General features: G+C 37.5%; 15 protein-coding genes, 1 tRNA gene and 1 pseudogene. 7 read left to right on the top strand and 10 right to left on the bottom strand.

Translation table 11 applies throughout. The features are described from left to right. Positions 1-70 precede the first annotated feature (70 nt). Both F935_RS16415 and ycaC read right to left on the bottom strand, forming a co-directional pair. Positions 71-1,045 carry a LysR substrate-binding domain-containing protein gene (locus tag F935_RS16415; RefSeq protein ID WP_016139911.1) on the bottom strand — a complete coding sequence of 325 codons (975 nt, stop codon included), beginning with the start codon at positions 1,043-1,045 and terminating at the stop codon, positions 71-73. A 20-nt stretch (positions 1,046-1,065) separates the two neighbouring features. Continuing rightward, a complete protein-coding gene (gene ycaC / locus F935_RS16420) occupies positions 1,066-1,692 on the bottom strand; it encodes an isochorismate family cysteine hydrolase YcaC (protein ID WP_002052204.1) in 627 nt (208 codons plus the stop codon). Between the two features lie 277 nt (positions 1,693-1,969). On the opposite strand from ycaC, the gene F935_RS16425 reads away from it, so the two are divergent. The 4 genes from F935_RS16425 (at position 1,970) to F935_RS16440 (ending at position 5,846) form a co-directional block, all read left to right on the top strand. Next, positions 1,970-2,836, top strand: coding sequence for a pirin family protein (locus tag F935_RS16425; protein ID WP_016139912.1), 867 nt, complete (start codon positions 1,970-1,972; stop codon positions 2,834-2,836). 445 nt (positions 2,837-3,281) lie between these two features. Continuing rightward, positions 3,282-4,580: an FAD-dependent oxidoreductase gene (locus tag F935_RS16430; protein WP_016139913.1), complete on the top strand. Its 1,299-nt coding sequence runs from the start codon at positions 3,282-3,284 to the stop codon at positions 4,578-4,580. A gap of 4 nt (positions 4,581-4,584) precedes the next feature. Continuing rightward, a complete protein-coding gene (locus F935_RS16435; RefSeq protein WP_035366373.1) occupies positions 4,585-5,412 on the top strand; it encodes an SAM-dependent methyltransferase in 828 nt (275 codons plus the stop codon). Positions 5,413-5,420: 8 nt separating this feature from the next. Continuing rightward, positions 5,421-5,846 (top strand): GFA family protein, encoded by a 426-nt coding sequence (locus F935_RS16440; RefSeq protein WP_016139915.1) that lies wholly within the window; start codon positions 5,421-5,423, stop codon positions 5,844-5,846. A gap of 228 nt (positions 5,847-6,074) precedes the next feature. Here the strand turns inward: F935_RS16440 and F935_RS16445 are convergent, their stop codons facing one another. The 4 genes from F935_RS16445 to sxtP form a co-directional block, all read right to left on the bottom strand. Then, the gene (locus F935_RS16445; protein ID WP_016139916.1) at positions 6,075-6,458 is read right to left on the bottom strand and encodes a hypothetical protein; all 384 of its coding nucleotides are present in this window, start codon (positions 6,456-6,458) and stop codon (positions 6,075-6,077) included. Between the two features lie 477 nt (positions 6,459-6,935). Further along, positions 6,936-7,011: transfer RNA gene (locus F935_RS16450), tRNA-Thr, on the bottom strand. 111 nt (positions 7,012-7,122) lie between these two features. Next, positions 7,123-7,449 carry a gamma-glutamylcyclotransferase family protein gene (locus F935_RS16455; protein ID WP_016139917.1) on the bottom strand — a complete coding sequence of 109 codons (327 nt, stop codon included), beginning with the start codon at positions 7,447-7,449 and terminating at the stop codon, positions 7,123-7,125. A 23-nt stretch (positions 7,450-7,472) separates the two neighbouring features. Then, entirely contained in the window at positions 7,473-8,717 is a 1,245-nt protein-coding gene (sxtP, locus tag F935_RS16460) for a multidrug efflux MFS transporter SxtP (RefSeq protein WP_016139918.1), read from the bottom strand. A 140-nt stretch (positions 8,718-8,857) separates the two neighbouring features. Here sxtP and sxtR point away from each other — a divergent pair. Continuing rightward, positions 8,858-9,803, top strand: a pseudogene (sxtR, locus tag F935_RS16465) (multidrug efflux pump transcriptional activator SxtR). Here the strand turns inward: sxtR and F935_RS16470 are convergent. Together F935_RS16470 and gntB are read right to left on the bottom strand one after the other, a co-directional pair. Next, positions 9,777-10,661 carry a DMT family transporter gene (locus F935_RS16470; protein ID WP_016139920.1) on the bottom strand — a complete coding sequence of 295 codons (885 nt, stop codon included), beginning with the start codon at positions 10,659-10,661 and terminating at the stop codon, positions 9,777-9,779. The pseudogene sxtR and the gene F935_RS16470 sit on opposite strands and share 27 nt — an antisense overlap. Next, positions 10,654-11,598, bottom strand: coding sequence for a guanitoxin biosynthesis L-arginine gamma (S) hydroxylase (gene gntB / locus F935_RS16475; protein WP_016139921.1), 945 nt, complete (start codon positions 11,596-11,598; stop codon positions 10,654-10,656). The genes F935_RS16470 and gntB overlap by 8 nt, the downstream gene beginning before the upstream one ends. A 487-nt stretch (positions 11,599-12,085) precedes the next feature. Between gntB and F935_RS16480 the strand changes: the two genes are divergently transcribed. Then, the gene (locus tag F935_RS16480; RefSeq protein ID WP_016139923.1) at positions 12,086-12,829 is read left to right on the top strand and encodes a hypothetical protein; all 744 of its coding nucleotides are present in this window, start codon (positions 12,086-12,088) and stop codon (positions 12,827-12,829) included. 21 nt (positions 12,830-12,850) lie between these two features. Then, positions 12,851-13,243: a hypothetical protein gene (locus F935_RS16485; protein ID WP_016139924.1), complete on the top strand. Its 393-nt coding sequence runs from the start codon at positions 12,851-12,853 to the stop codon at positions 13,241-13,243. Positions 13,244-13,289: 46 nt separating this feature from the next. Here the strand turns inward: F935_RS16485 and F935_RS16490 are convergent, their stop codons facing one another. Both F935_RS16490 and F935_RS16495 read right to left on the bottom strand, forming a co-directional pair. Next, on the bottom strand, positions 13,290-14,291 hold the full coding sequence (locus tag F935_RS16490; RefSeq protein ID WP_016139925.1) for an aldo/keto reductase: 1,002 nt from the start codon (positions 14,289-14,291) through the stop codon (positions 13,290-13,292). Positions 14,292-14,402: 111 nt separating this feature from the next. Further along, positions 14,403-15,305, bottom strand: a complete 903-nt coding sequence (locus F935_RS16495) for a helix-turn-helix domain-containing protein (RefSeq protein ID WP_016139926.1) — start codon at positions 15,303-15,305, stop codon at positions 14,403-14,405. Positions 15,306-15,478 lie beyond the last annotated feature (173 nt).

A 15,478-nucleotide genomic window follows, 5' to 3' on the forward strand; every position in this document is an offset into this window, starting at 1 on the left:
AAACATGCAGTTATGCTGTATGTGATGTTTCACAAAAACCGGTCATGCCCATTCATGACCGGTTTTTTATTTAAGTTGGCAGATATCCTTCATGGCTTTCCGGTAAACGTCTGAGTTCTTCAATCAGTGTTTCAATGAGTTTCTCGACCACAAGGCGTTGGCCTTTTCTAGATACATAAACCAGTTGAAGCATGCCAATATTCGATTTCCAGTCAGGAAGAATATGAACAAGTGTGCCTTTACGAATTTCAGATTCGACAGTTAAAAAGGGAAGGTCGGCAATGCCTAACCCGTCCATCACTGCATAGTAAACACCTGCCAAGTCATTACTTTTTATTCGTGGTTGATAAGGCACATCAACCGATTCACCATTTCGAATATTGCATAAATGCCAAATAGGGTTTTGTTTTTGAGTGCCTAAGCTGATACTTGGAAAGTCTTGTAATTCGGAATAATGCTCAATAGTACGGCCTTGAAGTAATTCGGGCGAAGCCACTAGACAGTGGTCGGTTTTAATCACATCACGAACAATTAAATTCGAATCTTCATTGGGTTCGAAATTGGTTCGAATAGCAAGGTCGATATCATCATGCAAAATATCTACCCGACGGCTTGTCAGCTCGAGTGCAATCTCAACTTTGGGATAGGTTTTTAAAAACTGATTTAAAATTTTTCTAATTTGAAAATGCATCATAAGCGGTGGGCAGCTTATTTTTACTAAACCTTGAGGTTCACTTTTTTGCTTTAACAAAACGTTTTCTGCACATTCAACTTGAGCTATAACTTTGCAGCATTCTTCATAGAACTCTTGACCTAAATCGGTCACTTTAAAATGACGGGTTGTTCTTTGAATGAGGCTGACATTAAATTTACTTTCAAGGTCAATAATGCGTCGGCTGAGCTTGGACTTACTAATATTCTCAGCTTCACTGGCCGCACTAAAACCGCCGTATTTCACGACCAAATAGAAATAATAAAAATCATCAAAAGAACTTATCAATGCCAGATCAATCCATTTAAATTCAAGATTAGAGCGCTTAAGCACTCTAATCTTGGCAATAGAATTTATTTTTGCGATGTATTAAAGCTGTAGCTAGTCATGAGGTTGCGATAATCAGGAATATGATTTGAGAAGAGTGCACCTAGACCTTCCACATCATTACGCCAGTCACGGTGTAACTCACATGCCATACCGAACCAAGTCATAAGCTGAGCGCCTGCTTTAGACATACGGTCCCAAGCAGCATCACGCGTTAATTCATTGAAAGTACCAGAAGCATCAGTAATCACAAACACTTCAAAGCCTTCAGCGAGTGCAGATAAAGCAGGGAATGCCACACAAACTTCAGTGACCACACCCGCAATAATCAGTTGTTTTTTACCTGTCGCTTTTACAGCTTTTACGAAATCTTCATTGTCCCATGCATTGATTTGACCAGGACGTGGAATAAATGGTGCATCTGGAAAAAGTTCTTTTAACTCTGGAACTAAAGGGCCATTTGGACCGTTTTCAAAACTCGTGGTAAGAATAGTCGGCAAATTAAAATACTTCGCCGCATCTGCAAGCGCTAATACATTATTTTTAAATTTATCTGGATCGATATCTCGAACTAAAGAAAGTAAACCTGCTTGGTGGTCAACTAAAAGAACCGCAGCATTATCCTTGTCTAAACGCACGTAATCTTGAGCCATTTTTATTTCCTCGTGTTATCAAAATGAATAATTAAAAATTATTAAGTTAGGTCATCATTGCCTAAAATTATGCTAATTGAGTTTTATGTTGTGATTAAGTCTAAAAAATAGGATTAAGAATTTTAAAAATAGGACGATCTTAAAAAGAGCACCTCAAACTTTATGATTGTCTCATAGATGAAATAATGTGTTGCTAATCCTGATCTATAAACTGCAATTATTGAGGCGTAAAATCAATCCCAGTTCAAGAAAATCCTACATATATAGGAGAGATCAGATGAAGAAATTTCTTGGTGCATATCAAAATAACCAGATGCATTGGGTGGGTGATGGTTTCCCTGTATATAACCTATTCTCTTATGACCGTTTAGGCCAAACCCTAAGCCCATTCTTACTACTAGATTATGCAGCGCCTTATACTTTCTCACCAACCAACGAACAGCAAGGTGTAGGCTCGCATCCACACCGTGGCTTTGAAACAGTGACAATCGCCTACCAAGGTGAAGTGACTCATAAAGACTCGAGCGGTGGCGGCGGAACCATTAAAACTGGTGATGTGCAATGGATGACTGCGGGTGCAGGCGTGTTACATGAAGAGTTCCATTCTCCTGAATTTGCAGAGCATGGCGGTCTTTTTGAAATGGTGCAATTGTGGGTAAATTTACCTGCTCATTCAAAAATGACACCTGGAAAATATCAAGCAATTGAAGCCAAAGATATTCCAGACATTGCACTCGACGAGCATGGTAGCCATTTGCGCGTGATTGCTGGTGAATATGCAGATGCAAAAGGTGCTGCAACGACATTTAGTCCATTAAATGTGTGGGACGGTAAATTGGCTAAAGGTCAAAAACATACCCTCTATGTACCTGAAGGTCACACCACGCTTGTTGTGGTATTAGATGGTGCAGTTGTGGTCAATGATGCGAATCGTCTTGAGGGTAAAACCGTTGCGATTTTGTCTCGTGAAGGTGTTGAGTTTAGCTTAAATGCAGAAGAAGACACTAAATTCTTAGTGTTGACTGGTCAACCACTTAATGAACCAATCGAAGGTTATGGTCCATTCGTAATGAATACCAAAGCCGAAATTATGGAAGCGATTAATGATTTTAATCGTGGAAAATTCGGTTCACTCATGCAATAAGCATAAATTGTTTAATTGCGCTTAATTCGCTATTAAAGCAAAGTAATAAAAAGCCCGCTATCAAGTGTGAATAGCGGGCTTTTTCGCTGTAAAGGTTCTGTTTTTATGATGGTTTTCATTGTTGTTTCGGCATTGTTTTGTGTGATTTGGTTCTCATTATTGTGGCTCTATGATATCTCAAAAAAAGGCAGTTGTAAAACAGATGATATAAATACAGTTAAATTATCTTATTTTATTTAAAAGATTTTTTTTAAATTTATAAAAAATATCAGTTTTTATGAGGCTGTCTTTTTTTGTAAAAAAATATAAAAAATTAGCCGACTCGGTAGTTAAATATTTTCTATATAAATTGATGCAAAAAATAAAAATCTGGTAGTTTTTAATACGGTGTTTTTTGGGGGTATGAGTGATAATCAAAAAAATTCTCTAAAAATGGGACATCATTTTGAATATCGCAATTATTGGCAGTGGAATGGCAGGTCTTGCGGCAGCAAGAATTCTGAAAGATGCAGGACATACGATCACGATATTTGAAGCACTTCCTGGCCGGGGAATGGATAGCCATAGTGTTGAGTTCGATGGTGGAATTATTGATGCACCATTGCGTGTGATGAATCCACATTTGTGGAAAAACACGCTCAGCCTTGCTGCTCATTTAGGTATTAAAACCTTTCCGGTTCGTACTTATATGTCATGTAGCTGGTTATTTGAAGACCGTACTGAAACATGGTTAACCACATCTCGTAGCCGTATTGGTAATTTCCCGATTATCAATAACCGTAAAGGCATCCAGCAATATGGCTGGCGCCTTGTGAAAGGGATGTTGCAATTAAAAACTGCAATCCACCAGTTTTTCAAATCTAAAAATCAAGATATTACCCTTGCTGAATTTATTAATCAGAATGATATAGAAGAAGTATTCTGGCATGGTGTGGTAATGCCAGTGCTCTATACCATTTGTACGTGTAACCCAAAAACAATTGGTGACTGGCCTGCAAAAAATTTACTTGAGTTTTTACGTCACTTAACTGATGGCGACATGCTATTGCGCATGAAAGGTGGCACACCTGCATTTGTAGACAGCTTAATTAAAGATATCGACATTCATAGCGGATCAGCAATTAAGAACGTTGAATTACAAGGCGAGAAAGTACTGGTTGAAAACAGCCAAGGTGAAAAGAACTTATTTGATCGAGTAATTGTTGCAACGCCAACGTCTAAAATTGATGAGTTTTTAAATCCTGAACAATTTGCTGAAGATATGAATTTGCTTAAGCAATTCCGTTTTGAGCAAGGTGATCTTGTCATTCATACAGATGCAACAGTAATGCCGCCGCGCCGTAAAGACTGGTCAGTGCTGAGCTATATGATGGATCGTAAGTTTACGCGTCAGCAATTCACAGTGTGGATGAATGCGGTTGAGCCTACGCTCGTGGGTAAAAATCCAGTGTTCCAGACTTGGCGTCCAGTGACTGATATTGACCCTAAAAAAGTCATTTCAAAAGTGACCTTAACGCGTGCAGTCGTTGACTCACAAACAATTGCTCTAAATAAAGAATTGCAACAACGCCATTTAGACTTAAACCGTAAAGTATTTTACTGTGGTTCATGGTCTTGTGATGGTTTACCAATTTTAGAGTCAGCAGTTACTTCCGCGATGCATATCGCTGAAATTTTAGGTGCTCCTTTACCATTTGTAGGTTTAAAGCCTCAGGTTGAAGTTGCCCCAGAACTCGGTTACTAAAATTGTGAAAATAAAAGTCCGAGCGGCTCTTTCTAGACTCATTCCCCATAAATATGCAATTGATGCATCAAGTTTGGGAGATGACGAAGAGCTTGCTTGGACAAATTTGGGTTTTTGGAAAAATACCCAAAACTACCGTGAAGCTTGTTGCCAATTGGCAGATCATTTGGCACAAGCTGTCAATTTAAATTCAAAAGATCATTTCTTAGATTTAGGTTGTGGGCGAGGCGCAAGTTTATTGCACTGGCTACAGCACTATCAGCCCAAAAGCCTTAGTGCAGTTGACCTACAAGCTGAATGTGTGAATAAAATTCAAAGACTTATCCCCGAGATAAGCCAGATTTTTTGTGGTTCATTTTTAAATTTAAAACAATTTGAATTTAAACAATGCTTCGATGCGGTGTTGTGTATTGATGCGGCTTATCACAGTCATTTAAATTCATTTCTAGATTCAGTCACTCCAGTTTTAAATTCAAAAGGCCGATTAGGTTTTCATTACTTAATGCGTGCCGACTCATGTCAAAACATGACCGTCTTGCAAGAACAAAAGCATCGTTATTTACTCAAAGCAGCAAATGTCGCTTGGGATGCTGTACCAACTGAAAAAATATTAAGAACGACTTTAGAACAACAAGGTTTTGTCGATATTCAAATTGAAGATTTATCCGAGCCTGTATTACTCGGTTTTTCGCAGTATATTCAAAATCAGCGAGGACAAAATCAAAGCCGAGGATTGGCAAATTTTAAAATTCAAATGACTGCAAAGTTATGCCAACAACTCTATCAAAATGGCTATGTACGTTATATTCAAATCACAGCAATAAAAAAATAGGATGAGCCATGTCAGTCAAATATCAAGGATCGTGTTTATGTGGAGCTGTGAGCTACCAAAGCGAAGCGGAGCCACGTTATAGCTTTAATTGCCATTGTCGAGATTGCCAGAAGGCAACAGGTTCAGCATATGCACCAATTGCTTTTTTTCACCAATCTGAATTGAAAGTGAATGGTGAACTTAAATATTTTGAGACTTTAGGATCTTCTGGCCGACCTATTAAAAGAGCATTTTGCCCGACTTGTGGTTCTCAGCTTTTTGGCTTACCTGAAATTGCCCCTGAAATGATTTCAATACGTGCAGGTACGCTTGATGACCCGAGTCTCTATCAGCCTAGAGCAGAGGTGTTTGTGAGCCAAGCCTACGCTTGGGATACGTTGAATCCGAACCTTAGACACTTTGAAAAAATGATAGAGAAGAAGAAAGAAGGATAGAGGCATTCTGACAAGCTCGTAAGCTTTTTCTTACATAGATTCGGGAAATTGGCGTCTTTTTACAACTCTGTAAATTACCTATGATGAACTCATCAGGAACAGGAAGTTCCGAAACGTAAAACAACAACAATAAGTTTAAGCATCAGGATGTGAGGTATTACAGGAAGTGTACCTAGTAACGAAATACGAAAAAAGCCCAACAGGATGTTGGGCTTTTTTCATTTTGTATTAATAAATTTGTTTGCCGCCTAATGCTGTGCAATCAACTGGCGTATTCCATTTCACGGCAGTTCCTGTAAGTACAGGACGAACAATACGCCACGGCCAGAAACCAAATCTTTGGCTTTGATGATAATTAATCACCACATCTGCGCCGTATTTACGAGCAACGATCGCTAATTTAGGTTTTACTTCTTCAAAACCACCATAGGTTCCTTTCGCGGCTTTAATACGTTTAATAGATTTATAGTGCTCTGCTGAAGGAGTACCCTCAATTAAGCAAATAGGTGGGTTTGCAGTAGTTTGCATCTGAGGCTGAGATGTGGTGTCTTGAGCATATGTTGTTAAAGGCAACGTTAGAAATAAAGCAGGTAAAATAAAACAAAGTTTCATACTTTTCCGTATTGGTATCTTAATGAATTAAAGTTTATAAAATAGGTCTTATTCATATGACCTTATTTGGGGGCGCATTATAATCGTATCTTTTTAATATTTCTTATTTTAATTATATATTTTTAATAAATTAGCAGCATCCTATTTTACTTGTTTAAAGAATAAATTCGTTTTATAAATTTATTTTGAAGCTTAAGTTTATAATAAATATTTATCGAATTAAAAAAACATAGTTTTAAACAAGAGCTTTTTATCGAAAAGATATTCTTTAAAATATTCTTAATATGTTTTGCTATAAAACTATAGCGAAAGCAAAAGAGATGATTATTGAATTAGAGAAATATGAAAAATAATTTGAAGGATGTAGATCAATAGGTCTGCACTCAATTTTTTGGTAATAATTATAAATAGTTAAGTATTTCAAAACCTATAGGCAACAAAAAACCCCATAAATCAAATATTCATGAGGTTTAATGATGGTGCCGACACACGGATTCGAACTGTGGACCTACTGATTACAAGTCAGTTGCTCTACCAACTGAGCTATGTCGGCGACGTGGAATGAATTTTACAGTTTCTTTAAAAAAATACAAGCCAAAAAATGACCACTTAAATTTTTTCTATCAATTTTTAAATGTTTATGTGCTTGAGCTTTAGAAATAACCTAAGACTTCAACACATAAATAAAAGAATCAACATGTTCGCCACTATTTAAAGTGACCTGTACAGGTACTCTTTCGTATTCTTCACCTTCAAAGTCATCAAGTAATTTCCAGTTTGCATTTAAATGTTCTGAGCTAAAAACAAAACCTTGAACTTGATTGGTACTTTCATCCAGCTCAATTCCCGGATAGCCTAAATCTGCTCCCCAACCTTCATTATGTAAGGTTCCGTTGACCCAACCTTCTGCCCATTGTCCGCCAATATTTTCAAGTATATGGGCATTAGGACGACCTGGGCCTAAAGTGCCATAAACAAATAAACTCGACATGTGATTTTCCTTTCATTTAAAAATTATTGAGCTTTTGCGTGTGATGTATAAACGACTAAAAATATTCCAAGTAACGACAGTACAACGGTTAAGCCTACAATCGCACTCCAGCCGCCGTGTAACCAGAACCAGCCACCTGCTGAGCCGACAATACTCGAACCCATGTAATAAAACAGTAAGTACAGCGAGCTAGCGTGGGCTTTGGCTTGTTTGCTTTCAGCACCAACGGAACTACTGGTGAGTGAGTGGGTAATAAAAAAACCTGTGGTAATAAATGCAATGCCAATAATAATGCCGAAAAGTGAGCTGAGTAGTGTCATGAGGCTACCCACAATCATTAAGGCAAAGCCGCTCATCATCATGGTTTTTTTACCGAAGCGATCGGCTAGCGTACCCGCCAATGATGAAGATACCATACCAAAGCTATATGACAGAAAAATAAGGCTGATTTGAGTCTGACTCAGCGAATAAGGCGCTCCACTTAAACGGAAAGTAGCGTAGTTAAACAAGGTCACAAACACACTCGTGAGCAAGAAACCAATGGCAAACAGGCGTAATAATTTAGTATTACTTAAATGGGTCCGCCACATTTGCAGGTGAAAATCTAAATTCAAACCTTTTTTCTGTACGAAATTACGCGAAGCAGGAAGTAAATTCAAAAAGGCAATTGAGCAAATAAAACAGATTGCGCCAAGTAAGCCTAAGGCTGTGCGCCAAGAAAAATATTCAATCAAAATGCCCATGCCGACACGGCCCATCATTCCACCAAAGGCCGTACCTGCAATATACAAACCCATGGTTTTACCCAAGTGTTCAGGTGCGATTTCTTCGGCAATCCAAGCCATAGTTACGGCTGGTACACCGCCAAGCAATAGGCCCTCTAGTGCTCGTGCTATGAGTAAGCTATGCCAGTTAGGTGTAAACATAGCCACAATATTAAGAATAGCTGCACACAGCATTGAGCTGAAGATGACACCACGACGACCAATCGCTTGTGAAAAAGCACTAGATAACACAATCGAAATAGCTAAAAAGGCAGTGGTTAAAGACAGGGTAAGAGAGCTGCTCGCAGGGCTAATTTGGAAGCTTTGACTGAATGCTGGCAGGAGTGGCTGTACACAATAAATCAGAGAGAAACTGGCAAATCCTACGAGGAATAAAGCGAAACCTGCATGTTTATAGGCTTTAGTCCCTTTGTGAATCCATTCGCGGGAAAGAACAGAAGTTGCCTCAGTGCTTAAGGTACTGGGTGTAGATGAAGAGTTCATATCATGACCATGACAGAAAGAAATAGCAGTGCTTGTGAGGCATGCTGCATCGAGAAAATTCGATAAATTAAAATTAGCAATTTAGAAGGTATTTTTCTAATATATTTAACAATAGGTCATGATATGTTTTATATATAGCGATGGAACTCAGGCATATACGCTACTTTTTAGCAGTAGCAGAAGAAAAAAACTTTACCAGAGCGGCGCAACGCTTAAACATGAGTCAGCCGCCTTTAAGCATGCAAATAAGGGACTTAGAGGAAGAGCTAGGCGCAGATTTATTTATTCGTTCTCCGCATGGGGTGGAGCTGACCGAAGCTGGGCTTGCCTTTTTAAATGCGATTCAGCCTGTACAGCAGCGTGTAGAAGATGCTGCTAACTTGGTTAAACAGGTGGCAAATGGTGAAGTAGGTCAATTACGATTGGGTTTTACAGGCACCTCAATGTTGAATCCTCTAATTCCAAAATGCGTTCGTTATTTCCAACAGCAATATCCTAAAGTGGATTTAAAACTTGAAGAGGCGAACACCTTATTGCTCATCGATTTATTACTCGAAGACCGTTTAGATGTCGCCATTATTCGGTCACCTCGCAATATTCCAGACAGCTTAATTATTCAAGAGTTATTGGCTGAACCGTTAATTGCTGCTTTGCCTTCTGAGTCTTTAAGTCTAGACGATTCATCACCAGAAATTGATTTAACGGCACTCCGAGAACTTGATTTTATTGTCTCGCCACCTTCAATTAGCGCAGGGCTTTTCGATGCAATTAAACAAGCCTGTCATGAGCGTGGTTTTGAACCAAAAATTGGACAAAATGCCCCGCAAATTGTGTCAATTTTATCGTTAGTCTCTGCAAATTTAGGTGTGTCTTTGGTGCCGGAGTCGACCAAACAATTGCAAATACAGGGCGTGGCTTATCGTTCTTTGAAAGCACCTGTACCTACGGTGGGTTTAGGGCTTGCTTATAAAAAACATGCCCCTTCACAAATGGCAATTAATTTTGCCAGCGTGGTGCAAGTGGCTTGTCACCATGCAGAAGAATATCAATGAAATTGGTTTATGCTTTAGGCGCTTTATTAATTAAAACAATGCCTGAAATAATGAAAATTGCGCCATATAAAAACGATAAGGTCGGCTGTTCATGAATGAAAACCCAAGCCATCAGTGCTGCAAAAATGGGTTCGGAAAGTTCGGTCACTTGTACTTTCGAGGCGGGTAGATATGTTAACGCTTTGGTTGTGCAATAAAATCCAAGAATGGTCGGCAGAACAGCCAAGCCAATTAAACCTAAAATAATATTGGTGTTAAAAGTAATGCTATGGAAGTTAATTAAAAAGGGAACTGCAAGATAAACACTACCAAAAAGTAATAAATACTTAGTTAGAAATAACCCACCGTTTAATCTGAATTTTTTAATTAATACTGAAAATAAGCCATATCCAATACCTGCAATAGAGGCATTGATAAGCATTAATAAACTATTTTCACCTTTCCATGAAATTAAACTAATACCTGCTACAGCTAGTAATGTTCCAGCAATAGAATGAATATAAATACTTTCTTTTAAAACTAATCTACCAAAAAATAAAGCTGAAATAGCGGCTGAAGCCATGAGTACCACAACGACATTGGCTGCTGCACCATGGTTATAGGCAATAGTTTCGAAAAAGAACAGTGAAAAAATACCCAAAAAAGCACATATCGCAATTTGGATAAAAACACTCAGTTTGCTTGGAGTACTGCTAATAAAAGCAATTTTTTGGCTAACAGGGACTTTAAATAAAAACACACTTAAAAAGAAGAACGCGATAATTGTTTTTAGAAAGGCAATGTCTTGTGGGTTTAAACCACTGTGCATAAGTAATTTACTAATGACACCAATAGATGCATTTAAAGCCGCTGCACAAAGTGCAAATAGCGTTCCAATAACTAGATTATTCACTCTTATAATTCTTCCAAATCTTAAACCACATAGAGTCTACATTATTTCTGGAAAAAAATATTCCACCAAAATCATTGTTTAAAGCTCGATACTCTTTATCTTCTAATAAAACTTTATGAGCCTCGTTAAGTCTCCAGAAAGGAATGGCAGGAAATAAATGATGTATTAGATGGTAGTTTTCACTATGCATGCCAGTTAAAAAATGTTCAATTGGATGGCTGAATCGATTTCTACTAGCACTAATATTAACTCGTGCAGATTTAATCATAGGATAGTGTTCAGCAAGTTCAATAAACCAAGTAATGAGTTGAAATGTAGTTAAATAAGGTAATAGCCAATAAAGAAAATAGAATTTATACCCAAAAAAATATGAACCAATACTAATAAAGGTAAAATTTATAAATAGCATTTTAATAAATTCAATTTTAGTGGATGCACTCATTAGTCGATGTTTAATAAGATAAACTAAACTGGATTTTATATTTAAAAATAATAATTTTGACCAAAAGAACTTCCATAAGTAAGATGACTTTGAATAATTTTTAAATATTCCAGATTTCTTATAATAATTAAAATCTGGATCTGCATCACTACCAAGTTTAATGTGATGATCTTTTACATGTGATTTAAAATAACTATCCCAACTTTGGAAAATTAAATAACCTGAAAAGTAAGTCCCTAATATCTTTCCAAATTTTTTATTTTTAGTTAATGCTGAATGGGATGCCTCATGTAAAATTGTTGCTAAAGCTCTTTGTCTACTACCAATGACTAAAATAGTTATTGGTAAAAACCAAGAAGAATATTCACTTAACAGGATAAAAATAATGATAATGAAATAGTCAGTAATTAAGGCAAGGGGGCCATGCCAATTATCATAGCTATATAGCTTCTTTATATCTTGCAATATAGATTTATCAAATTTCTTTTTTTCCATGAGTTTAAAGTTATTGAGATTATAATGGCATGGGATATTAATTTAAACTTATTTGGTTTTGATAAAATAATTGTTATTCAATTGTTAATTATTTTTTTAATATTTCGTTTTATTATTTTAATTAGAATTTCTAAAAAATAAGATAATATTTTTAATTTGTAGGGTGTATTGGAGCATAGTGTTTTTTATCTTAAGTTTAGTTAATAATTATATTAAATATTGCTAAATAATTTTTAATATATAGTTTGCAAAGCGCAATTTGTCAAAATCATCATTCTAATTTGAGTCTGAGTGAATCTTCTTAGTTGAGATTTGGCTAAATTCTAAAAATCAAAAGGCTTGGACTTAAAGTGTTCAGGCCTTTTTAAATGGCGTAATGAAAGTGCCTAATTTAAATAGTATTGTAAGGGACTTTTGTTTCAGAGAATTGTGATTTATAGAACTAACTCATATTATATAATTAGTTAATTATTAAAGAATTTTAAAAATGATTAAATCTATTATTTCAGGTTGCGCGGTTCTGACACTTTCGGCTTTGGCGGTCACGCATGCAGAGTTTTCTTTTGAACAAGAGCTACAGCAAAGCTGTAATAAAGTGAAGCAATACGCGAGCTTGGGTAAGAAAAACTACGACCAAAAACAATATAAAAAGGCGCTCGAAAATTTCCAGAACCAAGCCTCTTGGACTGCATTTTGTAAGGCCAATGCAGATGAAACGACAGTTAAATTTACCGACCGTGATGTGGAAGTTGCCAACAATAATGTGGGCTTAGCCTATGCCAAATTGGGTCAGCCACTTTGGGCAAGGTCGTGGTTTATGCTCGATGAAAAATCAAAATCGAGCCAGTTTAACCTTAAGCAATTACCAACACCTAAAGCCTCAAATGATTTGTCAGGCGAATATGTGCGTTACTCAGGTTTTGGTGAGTGGGATCACATCACGGTAAAACGTGAGAAGGGCCAATATGCAATCAGCTATGCTGGTTTATATATGGGACTTAGAAGCTTAATTTATGGTCCAAATATGGGTGAGTTCGATACCAAAATGCCGAGTAGTAAAAAGCAAACAGTCTATAAAAATGAAGACTGCCGAATTCAGCTCGATTTTAAAACCAACGCGAAATTAGGAAATTATATTCAAGCCAAACAAAATGAAGGTGAGTCAGGTTGTGGCTTTGGACATAACGTTTATGCAGACGGAACTTATTTAAAAGTTGAGTCTGGAAAATAAAACTAAAAAACAGGGAATTGAATGATGAATATATTTGCACGGTTGCTACTCGTTTTTACAATTGCGATTTCATCTCAAATTTACGCCGAGCCAACCAGTACATGCAAAGAAGTGAAATTCCAAAAAGCCGATGAGGCGTGGAGTGGGCACTATTATTTAAATGGCGTGATGGAGGTTGGTTCGGAACTTTTACTTCAGCCAGACGGTAAGTTTAAATGGATGTTGGCTTATGGCGCTTTAGACCAATATGCCGAAGGGACTTGGTGGAAAAATGGTGACTGTATTGGTTTAAAACCAGATCCGAAATTTAAAAAGGATTTAAGTATATTTCCAGAAAGTCTGACGATTTCGGACAAATCGCTGGACGTGACTTGGAATGATGGTCGTCAGCAGGGCAGTTATAGCAAAGACTAAATTAAAAAAGTCCGACACTGAGTCGGACTTTTTTATGACTTATATTTTAGTGATTCACCGCAGCAAGTTGCTCGGCGTTATAGCGCGCACCCATGTTTGGATATCTTGCAATAATCGTGTCGATTTCTGCCAAATCTGCGGCTGTTAATTCAAGGTCTACAGCACCCGCATTTTCAACAAGACGTTCGATTTTACGCGTACCCGGAATTGGAATAATGTCGTCACCTTGCGCCAAGATCCAAGCCAAAGCCAGTTGAGCCGCTGTTGCATTTTTGCTTTGAGCAAAGTCGCTAAATGCTTGCGCCAAGCTTTGGTTATTTTTCCAGTTATCGCCTTGATAGCGTGGTAACTGACGACGGAAATCACTTTCGTCTAGGCTGCTCACATCAAGCGTATTGGTGATTAAACCACGCGATAACGGAGAATACGGCACTAGGCTAATACCTAACTCACGAATGGTTTGAAAGTGAGTATCTTCCAGCTCGCGAGTAAGCAATGAATATTCATGTTGAACCGCTGCAATCGGGTGAATCGCATGCGCTTTACGAATGGTTTCAGCCGATGCTTCACTGAGTCCTAAATAACGAACTTTACCTTGTTTCACCAAGTCAGCCATTGCGCCAATGGTGTCTTCAACTGGAATATTTGGATCAATGCGGTGTGCATAATACAAATCAATTACGTCTGTATTTAAGCGTTTTAAACTGTTTTCGACCGCAACTTTAATCCACTCTGGCGAACCATCGATATAAGACTCTAAAGAGTTTTGTGGGTTAAGGTTGTCTTCTTTATAACGAAAGCCAAATTTGGTCGCCAAGAACACTTTGTCGCGATGTTTTTCTAAAACTTTTGAGAGCAACACTTCATTTGCGCCGTTGCCGTACATGTCGGCGGTGTCCCAAAAGTTAATGCCGAGGTCTAATGACTTTTCTAGAGTGGCAATGCTTTGTGTGTCGTCTGAGGCACCATAGGCAAAGCTCATTCCCATGCAACCTAAACCAAGTGCTGATACTTTTTCGCCTGTTTGTCCTAAAGTTCTATATTTCATTTTTCACACTCTTTTTGCAAAATCACTTGAGTAGAAAAACTATAAAATGCTTTGGCTCAAACTGACGTATAACATTCAAACCAATAATTATAAAATTCAAACAATCTGTTTTTAGGCCACACAATCTTCTCGGAACTTCTTAGGCGAAAAACCCGTATTTTTCTTAAAGAAGTTGGTGAAATACGCTGAATATTCAAAGCCTAAGCTATAGGCAACTTCAGAAATATTCCAACTGGTGTGTTGTAGCAGCGCTTTGGCTTCTTGCGTAATGCGCGAGCTAATATGCTCAGAGGTGGTTTTTCCTGTAGCTTCTTTTACCGCTCGGTTTAAATGGTTTACATGCACTGACAAGCCATAGGCATAGTCATTTGCAGTTTTGAGTTTAAGCTGAAAATGGGGCGAGTCGATGGGGAACTGGCGCTCTAATAATTCAAAGAACAAATGGCAAATCCGAACCGCAGCATTACTATGTTTTTCAAACTGTTGGGTCGGTTGCATTTTCATGGCTTCATGCACAATCAGGTGCAAATAGTTTCTTAAAACATTGTATTTATGAATATAGTCTGAATTTATTTCAGTCATCATCTTTTTGAAAATAAATGAAATTTCTTCAACTTGTTGGTCGTTTAAAAAATATAGCGGGTCGCCGTCGACTTTAAAAAGCGGCGAGTCTTTTAAAAAGCTTTGTCTCGATTCTTGGTTTACAAACTCTTCGGTAAATAGACAAAACCAGCCTGCCTGTTCGGGCGAATTAATTTCCCAAGCGTAGGGAACCATCGGGTTTGAAAACAGTAAAGCAGGGCGGTCTACCCGAATCCAGCGGTTAGCATAATGAAGTTCGCCTGTGCCTAAAACCAGTGAAATTTTATAATAATCGCGGCGGCTATAAGGCGTGAGAAACGAGCAGGCATCACGTTGGAACACGTTAAAATGTCCAAACGAAGTCGATGGAACCGAGTAATCGCTATCTCTGGTTAAAGAAAAGCGTCGATAAAAATCATGTATGATTTCCATGTCTTTGCCTGCATGCGTCATTAATTTGTTTAAAGTTATAAAATTCAAACTTTATTTACTGTAGCTTTTATTTATGGCGGGATCAATCGGGTCATTTAAACAGTTTTGAAAATGAATGATAAATTAATAATGAAATAACCAGACAAACTAAACTTTAAGAAAATATATTCTTT

Origin of the sequence: Acinetobacter calcoaceticus ANC 3811 (genome assembly GCF_000399665.1) — a bacterium.
In the GTDB taxonomy this organism is placed as follows: domain Bacteria; phylum Pseudomonadota; class Gammaproteobacteria; order Pseudomonadales; family Moraxellaceae; genus Acinetobacter; species Acinetobacter calcoaceticus_B.

Excerpts from the sequence above, each read along its gene's own strand:
- ycaC (WP_002052204.1), bottom strand. The coding sequence starts at position 1,692 with ATGGCTCAAGATTACGTGCGTTTAGACAAGGATAATGCTGCGGTTCTT.
- F935_RS16425 (WP_016139912.1), top strand. The coding sequence starts at position 1,970 with ATGAAGAAATTTCTTGGTGCATATCAAAATAACCAGATGCATTGGGTG.
- F935_RS16440 (WP_016139915.1), top strand. The coding sequence starts at position 5,421 with ATGTCAGTCAAATATCAAGGATCGTGTTTATGTGGAGCTGTGAGCTAC.
- F935_RS16445 (WP_016139916.1), bottom strand. The coding sequence starts at position 6,458 with ATGAAACTTTGTTTTATTTTACCTGCTTTATTTCTAACGTTGCCTTTA.
- F935_RS16455 (WP_016139917.1), bottom strand. The coding sequence starts at position 7,449 with ATGTCGAGTTTATTTGTTTATGGCACTTTAGGCCCAGGTCGTCCTAAT.
- sxtP (WP_016139918.1), bottom strand. The coding sequence starts at position 8,717 with ATGAACTCTTCATCTACACCCAGTACCTTAAGCACTGAGGCAACTTCT.
- gntB (WP_016139921.1), bottom strand. The coding sequence starts at position 11,598 with ATGGAAAAAAAGAAATTTGATAAATCTATATTGCAAGATATAAAGAAG.
- F935_RS16480 (WP_016139923.1), top strand. The coding sequence starts at position 12,086 with ATGATTAAATCTATTATTTCAGGTTGCGCGGTTCTGACACTTTCGGCT.
- F935_RS16485 (WP_016139924.1), top strand. The coding sequence starts at position 12,851 with ATGATGAATATATTTGCACGGTTGCTACTCGTTTTTACAATTGCGATT.
- F935_RS16490 (WP_016139925.1), bottom strand. The coding sequence starts at position 14,291 with ATGAAATATAGAACTTTAGGACAAACAGGCGAAAAAGTATCAGCACTT.
- F935_RS16495 (WP_016139926.1), bottom strand. The coding sequence starts at position 15,305 with ATGGAAATCATACATGATTTTTATCGACGCTTTTCTTTAACCAGAGAT.